The 21535-nt window shown below is 69.5% G+C and carries 18 protein-coding genes; 7 read left to right on the top strand and 11 right to left on the bottom strand.

Annotated features, from left to right (window positions below; translation table 11 throughout):
- Positions 1-5: 5 nt before the first annotated feature.
- Positions 6-1181, bottom strand: coding sequence for a DUF445 family protein (locus tag L942_RS03330; protein WP_051165687.1), 1176 nt, complete (start codon positions 1179-1181; stop codon positions 6-8).
- Between the two features lie 84 nt (positions 1182-1265).
- Complete coding sequence (locus L942_RS03325) at positions 1266-2495, bottom strand: DUF445 family protein (RefSeq protein ID WP_037354689.1); 1230 nt, start codon at positions 2493-2495, stop codon at positions 1266-1268.
- Between the two features lie 129 nt (positions 2496-2624).
- Between L942_RS03325 and L942_RS03320 the strand changes: the two genes are divergently transcribed.
- On the top strand, positions 2625-4331 hold the full coding sequence (locus L942_RS03320; protein WP_037354686.1) for a hypothetical protein: 1707 nt from the start codon (positions 2625-2627) through the stop codon (positions 4329-4331).
- 1015 nt (positions 4332-5346) lie between these two features.
- Here L942_RS03320 and L942_RS03315 read toward each other — a convergent pair.
- The 4 genes from L942_RS03315 to L942_RS03300 form a co-directional block, all read right to left on the bottom strand.
- Positions 5347-6786, bottom strand: coding sequence for an FGGY-family carbohydrate kinase (locus L942_RS03315; RefSeq protein ID WP_037354683.1), 1440 nt, complete (start codon positions 6784-6786; stop codon positions 5347-5349).
- Positions 6783-8114, bottom strand: a complete 1332-nt coding sequence (locus L942_RS03310; RefSeq protein WP_051165683.1) for an MFS transporter — start codon at positions 8112-8114, stop codon at positions 6783-6785. The genes L942_RS03315 and L942_RS03310 overlap by 4 nt, the downstream gene beginning before the upstream one ends.
- A 76-nt stretch (positions 8115-8190) precedes the next feature.
- Positions 8191-8985: a DeoR/GlpR family DNA-binding transcription regulator gene (locus L942_RS03305; protein WP_037354681.1), complete on the bottom strand. Its 795-nt coding sequence runs from the start codon at positions 8983-8985 to the stop codon at positions 8191-8193.
- 7 nt (positions 8986-8992) lie between these two features.
- A complete protein-coding gene (locus L942_RS03300; RefSeq protein WP_037354679.1) occupies positions 8993-9604 on the bottom strand; it encodes a histidine phosphatase family protein in 612 nt (203 codons plus the stop codon).
- Between the two features lie 102 nt (positions 9605-9706).
- Here L942_RS03300 and L942_RS03295 point away from each other — a divergent pair, with 102 nt between their 5' ends.
- The 6 genes from L942_RS03295 to L942_RS03270 are packed head-to-tail and all read left to right on the top strand — an operon-like array spanning position 9707 to position 15724.
- Entirely contained in the window at positions 9707-10390 is a 684-nt protein-coding gene (locus tag L942_RS03295; protein ID WP_037354677.1) for an HAD family hydrolase, read from the top strand.
- A 3-nt stretch (positions 10391-10393) separates the two neighbouring features.
- Positions 10394-12079: a dihydroxyacetone kinase family protein gene (locus L942_RS03290; protein WP_037354674.1), complete on the top strand. Its 1686-nt coding sequence runs from the start codon at positions 10394-10396 to the stop codon at positions 12077-12079.
- The gene (locus L942_RS03285; RefSeq protein WP_037354671.1) at positions 12079-12534 is read left to right on the top strand and encodes a ribose-5-phosphate isomerase; all 456 of its coding nucleotides are present in this window, start codon (positions 12079-12081) and stop codon (positions 12532-12534) included. The genes L942_RS03290 and L942_RS03285 overlap by 1 nt, the downstream gene beginning before the upstream one ends.
- A gap of 53 nt (positions 12535-12587) precedes the next feature.
- Positions 12588-13628 carry a 2-hydroxyacid dehydrogenase gene (locus L942_RS03280; protein WP_037354668.1) on the top strand — a complete coding sequence of 347 codons (1041 nt, stop codon included), beginning with the start codon at positions 12588-12590 and terminating at the stop codon, positions 13626-13628.
- A complete protein-coding gene (locus L942_RS03275; protein ID WP_037354666.1) occupies positions 13625-15073 on the top strand; it encodes an FGGY-family carbohydrate kinase in 1449 nt (482 codons plus the stop codon). Before L942_RS03280 ends, L942_RS03275 begins: the two co-directional genes overlap by 4 nt.
- Entirely contained in the window at positions 15074-15724 is a 651-nt protein-coding gene (locus L942_RS03270; RefSeq protein ID WP_037354664.1) for a class II aldolase/adducin family protein, read from the top strand.
- Between the two features lie 142 nt (positions 15725-15866).
- On the opposite strand, the gene L942_RS03265 is transcribed toward L942_RS03270, so the two are convergent.
- The 5 genes from L942_RS03265 to cysS all read right to left on the bottom strand — a co-directional run bounded on the left by L942_RS03265 (position 15867) and on the right by cysS (position 21508).
- On the bottom strand, positions 15867-16232 hold the full coding sequence (locus L942_RS03265; protein WP_037354662.1) for a hypothetical protein: 366 nt from the start codon (positions 16230-16232) through the stop codon (positions 15867-15869).
- Positions 16233-16553: 321 nt separating this feature from the next.
- Positions 16554-17987, bottom strand: coding sequence for an MBOAT family O-acyltransferase (locus L942_RS03260; protein WP_037354660.1), 1434 nt, complete (start codon positions 17985-17987; stop codon positions 16554-16556).
- 435 nt (positions 17988-18422) lie between these two features.
- Positions 18423-19094: a TetR/AcrR family transcriptional regulator gene (locus L942_RS03255; protein WP_037354658.1), complete on the bottom strand. Its 672-nt coding sequence runs from the start codon at positions 19092-19094 to the stop codon at positions 18423-18425.
- Positions 19095-19135: 41 nt separating this feature from the next.
- Complete coding sequence (gene rlmB / locus L942_RS03250; protein WP_037354656.1) at positions 19136-20092, bottom strand: 23S rRNA (guanosine(2251)-2'-O)-methyltransferase RlmB; 957 nt, start codon at positions 20090-20092, stop codon at positions 19136-19138.
- A 30-nt stretch (positions 20093-20122) separates the two neighbouring features.
- Entirely contained in the window at positions 20123-21508 is a 1386-nt protein-coding gene (cysS, locus tag L942_RS03245) for a cysteine--tRNA ligase (protein ID WP_037354654.1), read from the bottom strand.
- Between the last annotated feature and the right edge of the window lie 27 nt (positions 21509-21535).

The following is a 21535-nucleotide window of genomic DNA, read 5'->3' as shown; positions in this document are numbered from 1 at the left end:
CCCCGCTAGCCGAGCAGAAGCAACGCCTGCAGTTCGCCGACCAGCCCGCCGATCACCGCGCCGACCGCGATCAGCTTCCATTCGTCCTGCCGGAACGCGGGCCGCAGCAACTGCTCGAACTCGAGCGGGCTGAGCCGGCGCATCCGGTCCACGATCGTGTTGCGGACGTCGAGCGCGTTGACCGCGTACGTCTCCGCGTGCCGGATGGTGTCCGGCACCCGCTCGGCGGCTTTCGCGGCGGCGACCTGCTTCATCTCCTGGAACCGTTTCGTGCCCACCGCGATCGCCACGAACGGCTTCACGACGCTGGCCTGCGCGTCGATCGTCTTCTGCACCTCGCGGCTGATCAGCGAGAACAACCGGTCCGATTTCGGCCCGCGCAGCACGGCTTCCAGCAGATTCGGCACGGTGATGATCTCGCGCGCGATCATGTCGCCGTAGTCGGCGGCCACCTCGTCGCGGCGCTTCTGGAACACGCCCTGCCAGTTGTAGAAGCCGAAGAACTGTTTCGGCTCGCGCGGCAGGAAGATCATCTTGAGCGCGAGCCAGTCGGTCAGCCAGCCGATCCCGAGGCCGAACAGCGGCAGCACGATCGGCGATCTCGTCAGCGACCAGACCAGCAGCTGCACGCAGCCGAGAATGAACCCGAACCAGATGCCCGAGCGGGCGATGAACCGCATTTCCGGCCGCGAGATGTCGCGGATCAGCCGGTTCAGCAAAGCCTTGTCGCGCACCAGGTTCGTGACGACCATGTGCTTGAGGTCGAGCACGTCCTCGATGTTCTGGGAGATCTCGCGCATGATCTTCGTGATCGCCCGCGGCGCCTCGGCCTGCACGCGCTTCAGCAGCAGTTGCTGCGCGCCGGACGGCAGCATTTCCCACAGCCGCGGCTGGTAGGTCTCCATCACCTCGCGGGTGACGTCCTCGACCACGCGCAGCAGCGGCTGTTCGATCTCCTTCGCGACCTGTGCCGGGTCGAGCCGGGCGAAGATCTCCTGCGGATCGACGAGGTTGGTGGTGAGCATTTCGGTCGCGGTCGTCGCCATCCGCTCGGCGTTCGCGGGCAGCACGCCCTGCCAGCCGAGGAACGGGCGGATGCCGACGAATTCGAGCGGCCGGAACATCATCTCGATGGCGACGCGCTTGGTGACGTAGCCGATGAGCGCCGCGATGAACGGCATGGAGACGTACACCGGCCAGTGCTCGGCGAAAGTGTGCACGCGTGTCCCCTCCGTGTCGCTCACCGGAACGGTAACCCGCGCGCGTCAGTGGAGGAGGAGCAGCACCTGCAGTTCGCCGACGAGCCCGCCGATCACCGCGCCGACCGCGATCAGCTTCCACTCGTCCTGTTTGAACGCCGGCCGGAGAATGCCCTCGAATTCCAGCGGGGTCAGCTGCTGCATCTTGTCGACGACGGTGTTGCGGACGTCGAGCGCGTCGGTCGCGTAACTCTCGACGTACTTGACGGTCTCCGGCAGATACGCGATGGCCTTCTCCGCGGCGGCCTGCTTCATCCGCTGGTACTCACGCCCGCCGACGGTCAGCGCGACCAGCGGTTTCGCCAGCCCGGCCTGCGCGTCGACGGTCCGCTGGACTTCCCGCGTGACGAGCGCGAACAGCTTGTCCGCCCGCGGTCCGGTGAGGATGGCTTCCAGCACGTTCCCCGCGGTGAGGACCTCCTCCGCGATCAACGCGCCGTAATCCGCGGCGACCTGAGCCCGGCGTTTCTGGAACATGCCCTGCCAGGTGAAGAACAGGAACCGGCGCGGCTGCCGCGGGTAGAAGATCATTTTGAGCGCGAGCCAGTCCGTGACGAAGCCCGTGACGAAACCGAAGACCGGCATGATCACCGGTTGTTTCGTCAGCGCCCACGCGATGAGCTGGACGAGTCCGATCACGAACCCGAAGCCGATCCCGCTGCGCGCGATGAACCGGAACTCCGGCGCGGCGACCTCGCGGATCAGCCGGCAGGTGAGCGATTTGTCCCGGACCATGGCGTTGATCAGCATGTCGTTGACGTCGAGCACTTCGTCCACATTCGACGCCACTTCCCGCATCAGCCGCTTCACGACCACGGGCGCCTGCGCGCGGACGCGGTCCACCAGCAGCTGCTGAGCGCGGGCGGGCAGCATTTCCCACAACCGCGGCTGGTACGTCTCGAATACCTCGCGGGTGACCTCGTCGACCGCCTTCAGCAGCGGTTCTTCCAGCTGCGCGACCATTTCCTCCGGATCGAGCCGGGCGAATACCTCGCGCGGGTCGAGCAGGTTTTTGGTGAGCAGGTCGACCGCGGTGGTGGCCATCCGCCGGGCGTTGGCCGGGATGACGCCCTGCCAGCCGAGGAACGGCCGGATGCCGCGGAACTCGAGCGGCCGGAACATCATCTCGATCGCGACGCGTTTGGTCAGGTAGCCGATGAGCGCGGCGATGAACGGCATGGTCGCGTACACGTGCCAGTGCGCGGCCAGGTCGGCGGCGATGGCGGAAAGGTCCATGCTCTGCCCCGTTCGCCGGCCCGGTACGTCGAGGGGACAGGATGCCATGCGTGACGTCGGGTTTCGCGCTTCGTAATACAGCCGTTTGGCGGTACGTGCCGCAGGTGCCTCGCTCACTAAGGTGGCCCGATGGTCGCGCCCGAGAAGCCGCAGCACCCCGCCTTTGCTGTTACCCGGAAGGGATACGACCCGCACCAGGTCGACGCCCGCATCGCCCAGCTGACCAGCGAACTCAAGACGACCGCGCACGGCCGTGACGAGGCGGTGGCCACCGCTGGCGAGCTCACGAAAGCCCTCACGACCGCCCAGGCGGAACTGTCGGAGGCGAAGGCCGCGCTGGTCCGCGTCACGTCGAGCCCCGCCGGGGCCGGCGCGATCTCCGAGCGCGTGCGGATGATGGTGCAGCTGGCGGAGGAGGAAATCGCCGACCTGCGCCGCTCCGCGGAAGCGGACGCGAGCTCAACCCGCTCCGAAGCGGACCGCTACGCCCACGAAACCCAACGGGCAGCGGACAAAGCAGCCAAGGAAGCGGAAGCGGAACGCCAGCGACTGCTCGCCGAGACCCATGCGGACTTGGCCGCCCGCTCGGAGGCCCTGGAAGCCCGGATCGCGGCCGCGGAGAAGGATTTGACCGCTCGACAGGCGGACCTGGAGTCGCGGATCGCCGCCGCCGAAGCGGACATCGCGACTCGTACCGCCGCGGCGGACGAGGAGATCGCGACCCGCCTGGCGGACTTGGAAGCCCGGATCAAGGCGGGCAACGAGGACATCGCCACCCGTACGGCGGCCGCTGACGCGGACATCGCCGCTCGTACGGCGGCGGCTGATGAAGACATCGCCACCCGTACCGCGGCGGCTAATGAAGACATCGCCACGCGGACGGCTGCGGCGGATGCGGAGATCGCCGCTCGCCTGGCCGCGGCTGAAGAGGACATCGCCACGCGCACCACGGCGGCGAACGAGGACATCGCCACGCGTACCGCGGCCGCTGACGCCGAGATCGCGTCCCGCACCGAAGCCGCCGACCGCGCCCGCGCCGAGGCGGACCAGGCTGCCGCGGCTGCCCGCGCCGAGGCGGATCAGGCCGCCCTGCTCGCCCGTACCCAGGCTGACGAAGCCGCTGCCGAAGCCCGAGCCAAGGCAGACGCCGAGTCCCAGCACGCTCGCCTAGCCGCCGACGCCGAAGCCCGTCGCATCCGCGACGAGAAGGACGCCGAAGCCCTTCGCGCCCGCACCGAAGCCGACGAAGCCGCCGCCCGGGCCCGCGCGGAAGCGGACGCCGCAGCCGAGGGCGCCCGCCAAGCCGCCGACGAGGAAGCCGCCCGAGTCCGAGCCGAAACCGACGCCGCCGCGGAAGCAGCCGCCGCCGAGGCCCGCGCCGAGGCCGACCGTCGAGCCTTGGAAGAGATCGCCGTCAAGAAGGCACAAGCGGAAACCGCTCTCGCCGACGCTCTCCAAAAGCAAACCGAAGCCACCGAATCGCGCACCCTGGCCCTGGACCTGCGCACCAAGGTCGCCGACCGGATCGCAGCGACCAACGAGGCCGTCCAGGAGGCATTGCGCTTCCTCGGTTCCCAGGAGGAGGAAGCCGCTGCTCCTTCCGGAGTTGCTCCTGCTCCGGCGGAAGCACCTTCGCAACCTTCACCTGCCTCGCCGACCGACGCCCCTTCGCCCACGGCCTCGTCCGCCCCCGCCTTGCCCCAGCCGACCCCACGCCCCGCCGCGTCCACTTCGGACTCGCAGGCACCCGCGGACTCCCAGCACCCCGCGAAGCCGCCACACGGTAGCAATGGCAACGGCCGCCGCCCCGGTCGTCCCCGCGCAGGTCGCTCCTAGCCGCCGCCACCGCCCGGACCGCCTTAGTCGGACCGGAGGATCGGCCGGTGCACCCGGTCGGGAGCCCGCGCCGAGGCGTGGGACAAACTCGGGTTCCGGCAGGGCACAGGACGTCCCACTCAGCCTCGACTCCCGCCGGTTCTCGGACCTTCGTGCAGTTTCCCGGACCACGGCGTTCACCGTGCCCCTCGGCCGGCGAGCACCGTGGCCAGGCAAGTACCCCCGATCCCGCTTGTGCGCAGTCCCCGCGGCCAGGCACGTACTCCCGATCCCGCGGGCGCGCTGTCCCCGCGGCCAGGCACGTACTCGCGATCCCGCGGGCACGCAGCCACCGCGGGATTTCTTCCAGCAGCATCCGCACGGGCGTTCCATCGGGGCCTTGGCCACGCCGGTTCCCGCGGGTTCCGGCCGGTTCTCGCCGGGTCGGTCCGTCCCCGTTGGTTGTGGCTGGTTCGCGGTGGTTGTGGCTGGTTCTGGCCGGGTCGGTCCGTCCCCGATGACTCTGGTTGATTCGCGCTTGTTCTGGCTGGTTCCGGCCGGGCCCGTTCGTCCCCGTTGGTTGTGGCTGGTTCGCGGCGGTTCTGGTCAGTTCTCGCCGGGGCCGTCCGCCCCGCTGGCTCTGCTGGTTCGCGCTGGTGTGGGCCGGATCCGGTCGTCCGCTGGTTGCGACTGGTTCGGCTTGTTCTGACCAGGTCCGTCCCCGATGGTGACCGGTTCTCGCTGGTTCTGGCCGATTCCCAGTGGTGCTGGGCAGGTTCGCGGTGGTTCTGGCCGGTTCCCGCCGTGCCCGATGGTTCCGGCCCGCTCCCTCGGTTCCCGCCCATCCTGGCGAATCCCGCCGTCGGCTAGCCAGGATCCTGGTTCGCCGGACGTCGGCGATCGCTAGGCCGAGCCATCGGCCACCGGCGAGGTTCCTGCCCGCGGAGTCGGTTCAACGCCCGCACAGCTATCCCAGCTTCCGCGGCTCCCCGTCAGGGCCCGGGTCCGCACGTAACGGTCAAGATTGCCAGCCGCATCACCCCGCCGCCACGGTGAACAGTTCGTCGTCAATCCAGCCGCGATCCCGCAACTCGCGGCAGAACCGTTGGTACGAAGCCAACATCGCCGCTTCCTCCCCGAGTTCCGGCTCGACGAGCGACCCCACCGGCATCTCCCGGCACACCGCGCTCAGCCCGCCCGGCGTGCATCCCGCCGCCGCGAGCAGTGCCGCGCCGTATCCCGTTTCCGCTTGCGGGGCCACCTGCAGCCCCAGGCCGCTCACCGTGGCCCGAATTCGAGTCCACAAAGGACTCTTGCTGCCGCCGCCCGCCGCGAGGAGCGGTTCGCGGACCGGAACGTCCAACCGCCGCAAATGGTCGAGCGCAAGCCGCTCCAGGAACGCGACCCCCTCCAGCCGAGCCCGATGCAACTCGACCTCGTCGGCCGGGGTGCCGAGAACGAAACCTTCCGCGTCGCCGTGCGCGAAGGGAAACCGCTCTCCCTTGCGCCGCAAGGGGAAGGTCACCACTTCGGCTGGGCCGCGGGCAGCGGCGGCGGCGTCCAGCTCAGCCAGCCGCGGACTGTCCGAAACGGACTCCCCGCCCGTGTTCGAAGCACCGCCGGGCAACCACCAGCCGTCGGGATGCCGATGGCTGTACATGACTCCGGTGGGATCCGGCACCAGCGATTCCGTGACGCCCTTCAGGACGTACGTGGTGCCGAGAATCCCCACGAACCGCCCCGGTTCTACCGCGCCCGCGGCCAGCTGCCCCGCGCAGCCGTCCGTCATGCCCGCAACCACGAGACATCCGGTGGGCAACCCGGCGATCGGCACCGAAATCTCGCCGAGCACGCTCGTCGGCGCGACCACCGGAGGCAGCATCCCCTCCGGCACTCCCAAACCGGCGAAGACCTCGGACGGCCATTCCTCGGCCAGTGGGTCGTAACCGCTTTTGAGCGCGTGCGACCAGTCCGCGGCGACCGGATGCCCGGTCAGTTTCGCCGCGATCATCTCCGGCGTGTGCCGCACGGCGACCGCCTCGGTGTGCTCGGCCAGCCAGGCGATCCGGCCGAGCGCCGCGGTCGGCGAAACGCCGGAACCCAGTTGTCGCCACCGTCCGGCACCGAGTTCCGCGGCTTTCGCGTTGTAGTCCGCGCCGCGGCGGTCGTCGTACATCAACGCGGGCGTCACCGGTTCGCCCGCGGCATCGACTCCGACGATCGTTCCGGACGTCGCCGCGATCGCCACCGCCGCGACTTCCGCGCCCCGCTTCGGCAGCGCGGCAGTGACCTCGCTCAGCACCGAACCGACCGCGGGCCACCACGCCGACGGGTCCTGTTCGCTGCGACCACCGCCCGCGCGCACCGGCGCCGGCAGCGACGCCGCTGCGGTGGCGAGGACCGAGCCGCCGCGCACCGCGAAGGCGCGAACCCCCGCGGTGGCGACGTCGATGCCGACCGAGACCCGCTCGTTCACGCCGTGCTGACCCTCTCTTCGACATCCTGCAAGCTGCCGTCGCTCGCAAGTGCTTTCTCGGTTTCCGCCGGCAGCTTCAGGAACCGCACCAGCACCGCGGCCACCAGGTACAACGCGGCGAAGATGATGACGACGCCCGCGGCTCCGGCCGGGCCGAGGAACAGCGATACGATCGCCGGTCCGACAAACGCCGCCGCGCCCGCGCCGAGGTTCAGCAGAGCCATCGCGCCGCCCTTGTGTTCCGGGGCCAGCGACGGCAGGAGCGCGGAGATCGGCACGAACCCGGCGAGCGTCGCTCCGTAGAGTGCGCCGACGATCAGCGCGAGCCAGTAGTACTGCGAGCCCATCGCGACCGGCACGAAGTAGAGCAGCAGGATCGAGATCGCGCAGCCGATCGCGCCGAACCAGAAAATCGTGGTGCGCCAGCCGATCCGGTCGCTGAGCACGCCGAAGATCAGGTTGAAGAAGATGTTCGTCCCGTAGATCACCGACACGAGCAGCAGCCACCGGCTCTCCCCGAACCCGATCTGCGAGATGAAGATCGTCGGGAAGAACACGAGCATCCCGAATTCGGGCGCGGTGTTGATGATCCGCACGATCATGCCGACGCCGACCCGCGGCTTCTTCCACGCGATCGAGACACTGGAAATCAGGCTCTGCACCGGTTTCACGTCCGGCGGCGCGAGCCTGCGGTAACCCGTGCGCTGCCGGACGCCGAGCACCGCGACGAGCCCGCCGACGCCGAGCAGCGCGACCGCCACCCACAGCGTGCCGTAGTGACCGAAGAGCGGATTGGTGAAGCTCGCGACGAGCGCGCCGAGCGTGGGCAGCCCGCCGGTGAACGCGAAGTAGAACCAGCCGACCGCCGCGCCGAGCCGGGCGACCGGGGCCACCGCGGTGATCCACACCAGGAACCCGAACGCGAACATCGGATAACCGAATCCGCGGATGCCGTAGCAGATCAGCATCGCCGCGTAGTTCCCGCCGGCCAGTCCGAGCGTCAGGAACAGCGCGTCGAACACCAGCCAGATGGCCAGGCCGACGACCATCACCCGGCGCGGCCCCCACAGTTCGGACAGCGCGCCCGACAGCCAGGACGCCAGCATCACCGCGACGCCGTACACGGTGATCACGTACGACGCTTTGATTTCCGTGCCCGCGCCGTTGTCCGCCATGTACGGCGCGATGAAACCGGACTCCACTCCGTCGCCGATCATGAACAGGAGCAGTCCGACATACCCGAGGAACAGGGGCGCGGGCAGCCCCCATTTCGTGAGCAAGCGCCCGAAGCCCGTCTTGGGCAACTCCGCTGTTGCCGACTCGTTCATACACGCCTCCATGACGTCGAGATCGAACGTATCATGGACCGTGTGAACTTCGCACGCAAGAGTGTTATTAAGTCGATCAGTTCTCGGGATCTTCGGCGATCTGCACTTCGACCCGGCTGCGCAGCTCGTCGACGTAGTGCGGATCGACGCCCTCGTCCAGGATCAGCAGGTCGTAGTCGTCCAGCGGCGCGAGCCGGTGCAGTGCCGTGCGCTTCATCTTGCTGTGGTCCATCAGCAGCACCTTGTGCCGCGCGCTGGCCAGCATCGCCCGCTTGATCATCACGATCTCGGGCTCCTGGTGGAAGGTCATCGAGGTGCTCATCGCCGAGGTCGACACGAACGCGATGTCCACCGAGAGCCGCTCGATCGACTCGATGCTCTGCATGCCGAGAAACGAGTCGTGGGTGGACGAGTAGTCGCCGCCGATGCAGATCAGCCGCAGTTCGTGCACGTTCTTGAGCACGTCGATCGCGGCGAGGTAGTTCGTGGCCACGGTCAGCGGCGTCACCTCGACCAGGTGCCGGGCCAGCGCGAGAGCGGTCGTGGAATCGTCGAGCAGCACCGACATGCCCGGTTCGACCTGCTCCACCGCGTGCATCGCGATCACCCGTTTGGCGTCCACGTGCGCGTTCATCCGGTATTCGGCGTTGCTCTCGAACACCGTCGACGGCATGGCCGAGACGCCGCCCCGGTACTTCCGGAGCAGGCCGCGCCGGGACAGTTCGTCGATGTCCCGGTGCACCGTCATCATGCTGACGCCGAGCAGGTCGACGAGCTCGCCGATGGTCGCCGAACCCTGCCGGAACACGTGGTCGGTCAGCTTCTGCTGACGGTTCTCGCGGGGGTGGGTGGCAGGTTTTTCGCTCGGCATGCCGTGATTATCGCGGTTCCACTGGGAGGTTGAAGCGCACCAGGGCCGTTCGGTCACCGCTCACCTCCAGTTCGGTGACGGCCGCGTTGTCCAGCCGGGGAAACACGCTGCGGTAGCGGGGCAGCGGGATGCCGAGCAGTTGGCAGAGCGTGAGCCGCAGCAGCGTGTTGTGCGCGACGACCAGGGCGGTTCCGCTGGTCGCGGCGGCGATCGACCGGATCGCGCGAGCCCCGCGTTCGGCCGCCTCGGCCGGGTCGTCGGCACCCGGGAACGCGCCGGCGATCGGGTCGGCGAGGAAGCGTTCGACCGCGTCGGGATCGGACTGGCGCACCTCGTCGCGGGTGCGGCCCTCGGCGATCCCGAAATGAGTTTCCCGCAGGTCGGGCACGATTTCCGGGACCAGGTCGAGTGCCTGTGCGGCCGGTTCGATCGTGCGCCGGGCACGTCGTTGCGGCGAACAGAACAACGCGTCCGGTTTCACCCGGCGGGCGTACGCGGCCAGCGCGTCCGCCTGGCGGATCCCCTCGTCGGTCAGGTCTACCTCGCTAGTGCCCGCGTAGCGGTTCTCCGCGTGCCATTCGGTCTGCCCGTGCCTGGCCAGCAGCAGCCGTGCGCCCACTCGTGCCCTCCTGGTGTGAACACTCTTGCGAACTTCTCATCATCGCTGTTAACTTAACATTGCTCGTGTGAAACGGGCTCGCTCTCTGAAGGGATCTGGTGGATGACGCTCGACGCGGTGGTGTTCGACCTCGACGGTGTCCTGGTGGACAGTGAACACCTCTGGGAGGAGAACTGGGTCGCTTTCGCCGCTCGCCACCAGGTCGAGTGGACGGCGGAAGACACGGCCTCGGTGCAAGGCATGAGCGCGCCCGAATGGGCCGGCTATCTCGCGCGCCGGTGCGGCGTGCCGGACCAGGCGGCGGAGGTGGAGCGCGCGGTGGTCGACGGCATGATCGCCTCGATCGACGCGGGCGAGGCGCCGTTGCTTCCCGGCGCGGGCGCGATGGTGCGCGAGGTCAGCGAACGGGTACCGGTCGCGCTCGCGTCGTCGGCCGCCCGCCGGGTGATCGACGCGGTGCTCGAAAAGCACCAGCTCACCGCCGAGTTCACCGCGACGGTGTCCAGCGCCGAGGTCGCGCGGGGCAAGCCGAATCCGGACGTGTACCTGGAGGCGGCGGCCCGGCTCGGGAAATCGGGAAGCGAATGCCTCGGGGTCGAGGACTCCAGCAACGGCATCCGGGCGGCGGCCGCGGCCGGGCTCACCGTGATCGCGCTGCCCAACCCCACGTACCCGCCGAAGCCGGACGCGCTGGAGCTGGCCAGCGCGGTGGCCGAGAGCAATGACGACGTCCGACTGAAGCTCCTGGCCTATCTGGCCGGCGAGCCGGTGGCTGCGAAGGACTGAACCATGACCACCTTGGGTTCCCCGGACACGTTCAAGCGGCAGTGGCTGGACGGGTTCGTCACCGCGTACGGCCGCACCGTTCAGAAGGTGCCGGACGCTTACGGCGTCGTGCGCCGCGAGGCTCCGGAGAGCCCGAAGGTCGCGGTCGTGATCGGCGGCGGATGCGGGCACTATCCGGCGTTCGCCGGCCTCGTCGGCCCTGGCCTGGCGGACGGCGCGGTCGTCGGCGACGTGTTCACGAGCCCGAGCGCCGAACAGGTCTACCGCACGGCGCGGGCGGCGGACAACGGTGCCGGCGTGCTGTTCGGGTTCGGCAATTACCAGGGTGACGTGCTCCATTTCGGACTCGCCGCGCGCAGGCTGGCGGCTGAGGGCATTCCGAGCCGCACCATTCTGGTCACCGACGACATCGCGAGCGGCCCGGCGACCGCACCGGAGCGACGCCGTGGCGTGGCGGGCGATTTCCTGGTCTTCAAGATCGCGGGCGCGGCGGCGGAACGCGGCTACGATCTCGACGCGGTGTACGAGGTCGCGGAGAAGGCGAACGCGCGCACGCGCACGTTCGGGGTCGCGTTCGGCGGCTGCACGCTGCCTGGCGCGGACGCGCCCCTGTTCACGGTCGCGGAGCAGGAAATGGAGCTGGGCCTCGGAATTCACGGTGAACCGGGCGTGCGCACGGTGGGCCGGTTGTCCGCGACGGAGCTGGCCGACGAACTGGTCGACGGTCTCCTGCCGGAGCTGCCGGACGGGGACGGCCGGGTGGTCGTGCTGGTGAACGGGCTCGGCCGCACCAAATACGAGGAAATGTTCGTCACCTACCCCCGCGTGCACGAGCGGCTCGCCCAAGCCGGGCTGAGCCCAGTGCATTCCGAGGTCGGGGAGTTCGTCACGTCGCTCGACATGGCCGGGGTTTCGCTGTCGATCCTGGTGCTGGACGACGAATTGGCCGAGCTGTACGCCGCGCCCTGCGACACCCCGGGCTACCGCAGCAGCGGGGCCGAGCTGGCCACGGTCGAGCTCGAGTCCACAGTGGACGAGCTGCTGGCCGAGGAGGCCGCCGGGACCAGTGTGGTCGACCGGGTGCTCACCGCCGCGTTGCGCAGCATCGAGGAAAACGAGGCCGAGCTGGGCAGGCTCGACGCGGTGGCCGCGGACGGGGACCACGGGCTCGGCATGACCCGCGGGATGCGCGCCGCCGTCGCGGCCGCGCGGCGCGAGCCGGACACGGTTTCCGGTGCGCTGCTGGCTGCTGGCACCGCGTTCGCCGACGCGGCCGGTGGTGCCTCAGGCGCGCTGTACGGCGTGCTGCTGGCGGAAACCGGTGCCGGCCTGAGCGGTGCCGCGGCCAAGGACATCAGCACGGCGATGCTCGCCGACGCGGTCGACGGCGCGGTGCGCGCGTTCTGCGAGCTGGGCAAGGCTGAACTCGGCGACAAGACGATGCTCGACGCGATCGAGCCGTTCCGGGCCACGCTGCGGGAGCAGGCGGGTTCGGAAGTAATGCAGGCATGGCGGAAGGCCGCTGGAGCCGCGGTCGTAGCCGCGCAGGAGACCGCGCGGTTGCGTCCGGCGAAGGGACGCGCGGCGCGGCTCGCGCAACGGAGCGAGGGGCATCCGGACCCGGGTGCGGTGTCGTTCTCGCTGCTGGTCGCGGCAGTCGGCGAGGAGCTGGAAAGGAGCGCGGACTGATGCGCATCGTGGTGGCGGCGGACAACGCCGGGGTCGAACTCAAGAATCAGCTGCGCGACCTGCTGCGGGTCGACGAACGAGTCACCGAGGTCACCGACCTCGGCGTACCCGACGCGGCGGACGACCGGGCGTACCCGTTACTGGGGCTGGCCGCGGCGGAAGCGATCGCCCGCGGCGAAGCGGACCGCGGCGTCCTGGTCTGCGGCACCGGAATCGGCATGGCGATCTCGGCGAACAAGGTGCCTGGCGTGCGGGCGACGGTCGCGCACGATTCGTACTCCGCCGAGCGGTCGATCAAATCGAACGATTGCCAGGTGATCACCTTCGGAGCGCGGGCGATCGGCCCGGAGGTGGCGAAGAAGATCGTGGCCGAGTGGGTCGGCTACCGCTTCGATCCCGAGTCGGCCAGCGCCACCAAGGTCGCGCACATCACCGAATACGAGAACGCCCACTGACCTAGGCGCCCGTCGTGGCGCACAATCGGCACAGAGCGAGTGAGGGAGCAGAGTTGCACATTCTCGCTGCGGGAGACCACTTCGTCAGCCCCGGCCTGCTGGCCGGAGCCGTCCGCGCGGAACTCGGCGGCGGCCACGAGGTCGCCGAGCTGACGCTGCCGTGGCCGGTCGAGCCGTTCGGGCCGGTCGGCAACGTGCTGGAGGCCAGCGGTACCGAAGACCAGGTGATCGAGGCACTCGCCGGTGCCGAGGCCGTCGTCACGCAGATGGCTCCGTTCACCAAGAAGGTCTTCGCCGCCGCGCCGGAGCTCAAGCTCGTGTCGGTGTGCCGCGGCGGACCGGTGAACGTCGACCTCGCCGCCGCCACCGAGGCGGGAGTCGCCGTCACCTACGCGCCGGGACGCAACGCGGGCGCGGCGGCCGAGTTTGCGGTCGGCATGATCCTCGCCGCGATGCGGCGGATCTCCACGTCCTCGGCCGAACTGCTCGCCGGTACCTGGCGCGGCGACTACTACGCCTACGACCAGGCCGGACTGGAGCTGGGCGGCAGCACGGTCGGGCTCGTCGGGTACGGCGCGATCGGTTCCCGGGTCACGAAGGTGCTCGTCGCGTTCGGGGCGAATGTCCTAGTGGCTGACCCGTATGCCGACCGTGCCGCGGTGGAAGCCGACGGTGCGCAGCTTGTGGAGCTGGACGAGCTGCTGCGGCAGAGCCGCGTCGTGAGCTTGCACGCGCGGCTCACCGAAGAAACCCGGCACCTCATCGACGCGAGCAAGCTTGCCCTGCTGCCGGAAGGCGCGGTGCTCGTGAACACCGCTCGCGGTGGTCTGCTCGATTACGCGCCGCTGCCCGAAGCCCTGCGTTCCGGCCGCCTCGGCGCGCTCGCCCTCGACGTTTACGACATCGAGCCGCCGCCAGCGGACTGGGCGTTGCGCGATGCGCCCAACGTCATCGCGACCCCGCATCTCGCCGGCGCGAGCAAGCAGACAGCGGAGCGGGCCGCCACGATCGTCGCCGCGGAAGTCGGCCGCTACGCGCGTGGCGAGCAGCTGGCCAACCTCGCGAATCCCGAGGTGCTGGAGCGACGGCCGTGATTGTCGGGGTCGACATCGGGACGTCGCTCACCAAGGCCGTGGTGTTCGACGACGACGGCAGCTCGATCGCGAGCGCGTGCACCCCGTCCGAGGTACACCACCTTCCGGGCGGCCGGGTCGAGCAGGATCTCGACCAGGTCGTCGGCACGGTCGCGACGGTAGTGCGCGAGGTCGCGGCCGCACTTCCTGAGCCGGTGTCCGCGTTGGCGTTGACCGGACAGGGCGACGGGCTCTGGCTCCGCGACGAGGCAGGAACCGCGGTGCATCCGGCCATCTCGTGGCTCGACGGCCGGGCGAACACGGTGCTCGCGAAATGGCAGGCCGACGGCGTGACCGCGGAAGTCTTCCGCCGCACCGGTTCCGGCATGTTCCCCGGCTGTACCGCGGCCATCATGTCCTATTTGGACACCCATGAGCCCGAGGTGCTCGACCGGGCCGCGGTGGCCGGATACTGCGTGGACGCGGTGTTGCAGCGGCTCACCGGCGAGATCACGGTCGACGTTTCGGACGCGTCGCTGCCGTTCCTGAACCCGGCCACCCGCAGCTACGACGACGGCGCGATCGCGGCCTGCGGGCTGAGCCATCGCCGGTCGTTGCTCGCGAACCCCGCTCCGCCGAAGTCGGTGTTCCGGCTCGACCGGCGCGGTGCCGAATTGCTCGGGCTGCCGGTGGGATTGCCGGTCACCGCTGGCCCCTTCGACCTGCCGGCCAGCGCGATCGGTGCTGGCGTACGGAAACCAGGCGACGGCATCCTCACCGCCGGGACCACGCTCGCCTGCCAGGTGCTCACCTCCGACCCCACGTTCGACCCCGAGGCCGAACCCGCGGGCATGTTCCTGTGCACGCCCGACGAGAACGAGTACTTGCACGCGATGCCCGCGATGGTCGGTACTGCGGGGATCGATTGGGCCTGCGAGTTGCTGGGCATCAGCGTCGAGCAAATCGACCCGCTGCTGGCGAGCAGCGCACCAGGTGCTCGCGGGGTCCGCGCACTGCCGTTCCTCTCCGTCTCGGGTGAACGCGCCCCGTTCGTCGACGCCGGTGCGCGTGCACAGTTCTCCGGGCTGAGCCTGGAAACCGGCCGCGCCGACCTGGTCCGCGCGCTGTGCGAGTCGATCGCGTACGCCGCCCGGCATTGCTTCGAGGCAGCCGGTCTGTCCGGACAGCTCTACGCCTGCGGCGGAGGAGTCCGTTCGCCCGAATGGCTGCAGATTTTCGCCGACGTTCTCGGCCGTCCGGTCGTGATCCCGAGCGATCCCGGCGTCGGTGCCCGCGGTGCCGTGCTGACCGCCGCGGACGCGCTGGGAACGCCGTACGATCGCGATCGCTGGGCCGCGAACTCGCGAGCGGTCGAGGCCCGGCCCGAGAATGTGGCCGATTACGAGCGCGGTTACGCCGACTACCAGGCTTCCCTGTCTGCCGCGCGCGGACTGTGGAGGCTGTGAATGATCCTGGAGAACGAGCGTGCCGCGGTATGCGAGTACGCCCGCCGCCTGACCGCGGACGGTTTGGTCGTCGGCACGTCCGGCAATGTGTCCGCGCGGTCCGGCGAGCTGGTCGCGGTAACCCCGACCGGTGTCGACTACGCCGACCTCACGCCCGCCGACATCCCAGTCGTGGACCTCGAAGGCAAGCTCGCGGACGGTGCGTTGAAACCGACGAGCGAACTGCCGATGCACCTGGCCGTGTACACCCGGGCGAAGGATCCGGAGTCCGCCCCGGTGAACGCGGTCGTGCACACGCATTCGGTACACGCCACCGCAGTGTCCACTTTGGTCACTGAAGTACCGCCGATCCACTACATGCTCGCAGCGATCGGCCCGACGGCCCGAGTGGCACCGTACGCGACGTATGGCACCACCGAACTCGCCGACGCGATGCTGCAAGCCCTGGATGCCCGCCGAGGCTGTCTCCTGGCCAACCACGGCACGATCACCTATGGCGACTCGTTGCCGAGTGCGTACAGCCGGGCTCAGCAGCTGGAGTGGGTCTGCCAGGTGTGGCTGACGGCGCGGTCCGCCGGTACTCCGAAGCTGTTGCCTGCTGCGGAAATCGAGCACGTGGTGGAAAAGCTGAAGGGATACGGTCAGCGCTGACCTGATCAGGGCGACGGTCTGCCCGCCTGGCCCTCCCTGCCCTGGCGCACGTCCGGGCTGCGGCGGGGCGGCCTGCGGCGGGTAAGTGTTCCGCGGCAAACGGATCCCGAGCACTCCCGCGAGCAACGGCGCGGGGAGAGGTTCACGGCAGCGGTATGAGCGCCCCCATGCCCGCCCGCGCGAACTGCGTCGCCAGCCGTTGCGGCAATGGGTTCGGGTACAGAATGATCGACGCGAACGGCGACGGCGTGTACCCGGCTCCGCCGTTGCTCTGTAAGTGCACGCTGACATGCACGTTGCGGTCCGCGGGAATCTCGAACGACACCGCGCCCCAGGAAACGACGTACTGCCGCCCGTCGATCCCCGCGAACGGGATGAACGCGCCCGCGTGGAAAACATGGGTGGAAATGTCGATCGTGAGCAACCGCCGCGGTCCGTCGTGCGAGTCGACGTACGGGATCACGTTCGGGGTGGAAGCCAGATCTGGCGGCTCGGTCGGGTCGGTCATTGTCTCCGGGCCTTCCGTTAGGCAACAGGACGAAGCCTACCCTCGGCAGGCTCCCCGCCGGAGCGCTTCACAAACGCCGATCCCACCACGGCCCGGGACCGGCATGGGGATCCGGGAACGTTCTCCGGCAAGGAACGGAGCGCGTGCTCTAGCTGGTCGCGAGCGTCAATCGGATCGCGACAGGGGTAATCCCCAACGGCCAGGCTGGCGAAGGAAGTCCGGTTAACGCTGCAGCGCTGGCCCAACGTGCCCGGCCCTAAGCGGGCGGCATGTCCCTGGGTTACGTACATTCTGCCGAAGCAGACCGGCCGCTCCGCAAGATCAGAACTGGTAATACAGGAATGGGCTGAAAGTCCCCGTAGCCACCAAGATCGCCGCGTAAACCAGGCCCACCGTCATGACCCCGATGCGCAGCGCGGTCGCTCCGCGGGTTCGGGACGATTCCAGCAGCGGGCCGGTCACCGGGTGCGCCGGGAGGATGAACACGATCAGCGCCAGCAGCAGGATCACCATCCGCTGGTTCGTCAGCGCGCTCCCCACGACGTCGCCCAGACCGCCGAAGTCCGGGATCAGCATGTGGCCGATCATCGACAACGCGTGGCCGAGGTCGGCCGAACGGAAGAAGACCCAGCCGAACACGACCAGGACCAGCGTCAGCAAGCGGCGGGCGACGCGGGCGACTGGGCTGGCCGGGGCGTCGCCGAGGTGGAAGCGGCGTTCGATGACCAGCAGTGCGCCGTGGTAGCAGCCCCAGATCAGGAACGTCCATTGCGCGCCGTGCCAGAAACCGGTCAGCACGAAGACGATCGACAGGTTCCGGTACGTCCTTCCGGCGCCTGAACGGTTGCCGCCCAGCGGGATGTAGACGTAGTCGCGGAACCAGCGGGACAGCGACATGTGCCAGCGCCGCCAGAACTCCGTGATCGTCACCGACGAGTACGGTCGGGCGAAGTTTTCCGGCAGCCGGAAGCCGAGCATGCGGCCGAGGCCGATCGCCATGTCCGAGTAGCCGGAGAAGTCGAAGAACAACTGCAGGGTGTAGCCGATCGCGCCGAGCCAGGCCGTCGTGAACGTCATCTGGTTCGGCGGGGTCGAGAAGCAGGCCTCGACCATCGGGCTGAGCGAGTCGGCGATGATCGACTTCTTGCACAGGCCCAGCGCGAACCTCGGGAAACCCGCGGCGATGTCGTCCAACCGGTGCGAACGGCGCTGCGGCAGCTGGTCGGCGATCTCCCGGTACCGCACGATGGGACCCGCCACCAGCTGCGGGAACATCGCGATGTACGCGGCGAAGGACACCGGGTTGCGCAGCGCGTGCCGCTCGCCGCGGTAGATGTCCACCACGTACGAGATGTGGTGGAAGGTGTAGAAGGAAATGCCGATCGGCACCACGATGTTCGCGACGCCCAGGTCTCCGCCGAACCAATGCGCGACGGCCGCGATCTGCTGCGTCGCGAAACCGGCGTACTTCCAGATGACGAGGACGAGGACGTCGAGCGTGATGACGCCGATCAGGATCCGTTTCCGGCGCGTGCCGCGGACGTCCCACGGACTCGGTTCCAGCGCCGGTCCGGCCAGGAAGTTCACCGTCATGCAGAGCAGCAGCAGGAACAGGTACGGGCCGGCCCCGATTGTGTAGAACAGCAGGCTCGCGACCGCGACGATGCCGTTGCGCCAGCTGCGCGGGCACACCAGGACCGCGATCAGCACCGCGGGCATGAAGTACCACAAGAACAGCGGTGAAACGAACGACATCGGTGACGGACCCCCTCGGTTCCGGAGGAGACCTTAGCCCGAGCGGGTGGCTTCGCGGGGCGATGCCCGACGGATCACAGCACGAATCACCGAGGGTGACGGATTTGGGGGATTTCGTCCCCTCGCGACGGCGCGGAGGGCGGGTGTTGAGGTGCGGCGGCGGGCGGCGCTGGGAAACAGAACAGGCGAGTGGGGCTGCGCGGCGAGCTGATCTGTGCGGAAAGCCGAGGAATCGAGGGCTCGGACGGGAAACGACGGCGTCAAAGACCCAGCGACGGGGTCTTGCGGCTAGGCGGGAGGCCGGGCAGCCGAAATGCGAAACCTGGCGTAGTGATCGGTGCGGAGGACCGGCGATGTCAGCGCGGTGTTACCCGCGGCCCGGCGACAGGGCCACCGCACTCGCCCAAGCTGAGTTACCGGTCAAGCCGCCCCGGCTCAGTCGGTGATCCGGTCCAGCCACTCGCCCATCAACGCCTTCTCCGCCGCACTCAGCCCCGTGACCTGGGGCAATACCGCGCGCAACGCCGTGGCCGCGGCGGCTGGTCCTGGTGTTCGGGAGACCGGCCGGTCCGTGCTGATCGCGGCGAGCACCGCTTCCCGGGCCGTGGTCGACACCGTCAGGTCTCGGGACTCCGGCGGGGTCGAGATCAGGCTGAGCGTCGCCCCCGAGCCGGCGGCGTGGATCAACGCCGACGCGAGGGGCTCCGGCACTCGGAGCCGTCCGGCTGCCGCGACTCGGCGGACTCGCGCGGCCAAGATCTCCAGGGCCTTGTCCAGCGCGGGGGAAGGGCCGGGCCGGGTGAGCATCAGCCGGTACAGCGCGGGGTTGGCCAGGCCGAACTCCAGATGCTGGTCCCAGCCTCGCCGCAAGTCCTCCAGTGGGTCGTCCGCGGGCGGCTGGGCGGTTTTCGCCTCCAGGTAATCGGCGTAGCCCTGGACGGTGATGGCGTCGAGCAAGCCGTCCTTGTCGCCGAAAAGCCGATAAATCGTCGGCGGCTGGGCGCCTGCCGCCGAGCTCACCGCGCGGGTCGACACCGCGTCCGGGCCGCCGGTGGCCAGCAGGTCCAGGGCGGCCCGGATGATGCGGGCGCGGGTGTCGTCGGGCATGTTATCGACGATAACAGGCCGGTGCTTCCACCGGTAAACCGTCAGATGCGTCCGGCGATCCGGCGGCGGCGGGCGACCTCGGCCAGCAGCACTCCGGCGGCGACCGAGGCGTTCAGCGATTCCACTCCGGCTGCCATCGGGATCGACACCGTCGCGTCGCATGTCTCGCGGACGAGCCGGGAGAGGCCGCGGCCTTCCGAGCCGAGCACGACGACCAGCGGGTCCGCGGCCAGGTCGAGCGAGTCGATGTCGACCGTCCCGTCGGCGTCGAGGCCGACGATCATCAGGCCCTCCGAAGCCCACGCACGCAGCTGGCGCGTGAGGTTCGTGGCGACCGCGATCGGCAGTTTCGCCGCGGTCCCGGCGCTCGTGCGCCACGCGACCGCGGTCATCCCGGCGCTGCGGCGTTCCGGCAGCAGCACGCCCTGCGCACCGAACGCCGCCGCGGAGCGGATCACCGCGCCCAGGTTGCGCGGGTCGGTGACGCCGTCGAGCGCGACGAACAGCGGGGTGTTGCCCGAGTCGCGCGCGGCCTGCATCAGGTCGTCCGGGTGCGCGTACTCGAACGGCGGCACCTGCAGGCCGAGCCCCTGGTGCATCGCCCGGTTGGTCTTGCGGTCCAGTTCCTCGCGCGGGATCTCCAGGATCGAGATGCCCTTGTCGCCGGCCAGCCGGACGGCCTCGTTGACCCGGTCGTCGATGTCGATGTTGAGCGCGACGTACAGCGCCGTGCCCGGCACGTCCGCGCGCAGTGCCTCGACGACCGGGTTGCGGCCGGCGATCAGCTCCGGCCGGTCGGCCTTCTTCTGCCGGGCCTGGTCGCGCTTGCTGGCGGCGTTGGCAGCGCGGTACGCCTTGTGGCCGGGGCGGTCCTCAGCCCGCGGCGTCGGGCCCTTGCCCTCGAGCGCCTTGCGTCGCTGCCCGCCCGAACCGACGACGGCACCCTTCTTGGTGCCGGCCTTCCGGATGGCACCTTTGCGCTGTGAGTTGCCTGCCATGAGTCCTCAATCTCTGCTGCCGCGAGGAGGTCAGGAGTTCCTGACCGTCCACTGCGGACCGTTCGGGGTGTCTTCCACCGCGATCCCCGCCGCCACGAGACGGTCGCGGGCGGCGTCCGCGCGGGCGAAGTCCTTCGCCGCACGGGCCTCCTGGCGTTCGGCCAGCAGGGCTTCCACGAGCGTGCCCAGCGCGTCGCGGACGGGAGTGTCCGAGCCGCCGTCCGCCCAGTCCGGCGACAGCGGGTCGAGGCCGAGCACGCCGGTCATCCCGCGGACCGTGCCGGCCAATTCGAGCGCCTTCGTGGTGTCGCCGCCGTCGAGGGCGGCGTTACCGTCGCGGACCGTGTTGTGCACCACGGCGAACGCGGCCGGGGTGGCCAGGTCGTCGTCCATCGCCGCGGCGAACTCCGCCGGCACCTCGCCGACCGGAACCGGACCGGCCGACTCCGCCCGGCGCAGGAACGCCTCGATCCGCCGGTACCCCTGGGCGGCTTCGGAAACCGCGCCGTCGGAGTACTCGACCGTGGACCGGTAGTGCGGCTGCACGAGGTAGTAGCGCAGTTCGGGCGCGCGGTAGCGCTCCAGCATCGCCGGGATCGAAACCGTGTTGCCCAGCGACTTCGACATCTTCTCGCCGGACATGGTCACCCACGCGTTGTGCAGCCAGTAGCGGGCGAACCCGTCGCCCGCCGCGTTCGACTGCGCGCGTTCGTTCTCGTGGTGCGGGAACACCAGGTCGACGCCGCCGCCGTGGATGTCGAACTCGGCGCCGAGGTAGTTGGTCGCCATCGCCGAGCATTCGAGGTGCCAACCAGGCCGCCCGTCGCCCCACGGCGTGGGCCACGAGGGCTCGCCCGGCTTCGCGCTCTTCCACAGGGTGAAGTCGCGCGAATCACGCTTGCCGCGGGTCGGCGTCTCGCCCTGCTGGACCTCGTCGAGCTGCTGGCCCGACAGCGTGCCGTACTCCGGGAACGACTTGACCGAGAAGTACACGTCGCCGTCGACGGCGTACGCGTGCCCGGCCTCGATCAGCCGCTCCATCAGCTGGACCATCTGCGTGACGTGCCCGGTCGCGCGCGGCGTGACCGACGGCGGAAGGCAGCCGAGGTCGTCGTACGCCTTCTCGAACGCCCGCTCGTGCGTCGCCGCCCACTCCCACCACGGCCGGCCTGCCTCGGCGGCCTTGGCGAGGATCTTGTCGTCGATGTCGGTGACGTTGCGGACCAGCAGCACGTCGAGTCCACTGTGGAGCAGCCAGCGGCGCAGCACGTCGTAATTCAGCATGCCTCGGACGTGCCCGATATGCGGTACTCCCTGCACAGTGGCCCCACACACGTAGATCGACGCCGTTCCGCTGCGGACGGGAGTGAACTCCCGAGGGGCACGGGTCGCGGTGTCGTACAGGTGCAAAGCCACGAGGTAAAGGGTACCGGGGCCGGCCCG

Source organism: Amycolatopsis orientalis DSM 43388 (genome assembly GCF_000411975.1).
Taxonomy (GTDB): Bacteria; Actinomycetota; Actinomycetes; order Mycobacteriales; family Pseudonocardiaceae; genus Amycolatopsis; species Amycolatopsis orientalis_D.
Note: the sequence above shows the minus strand (reverse complement) of the source record. Positions and strands in the feature narration are given on the sequence as shown.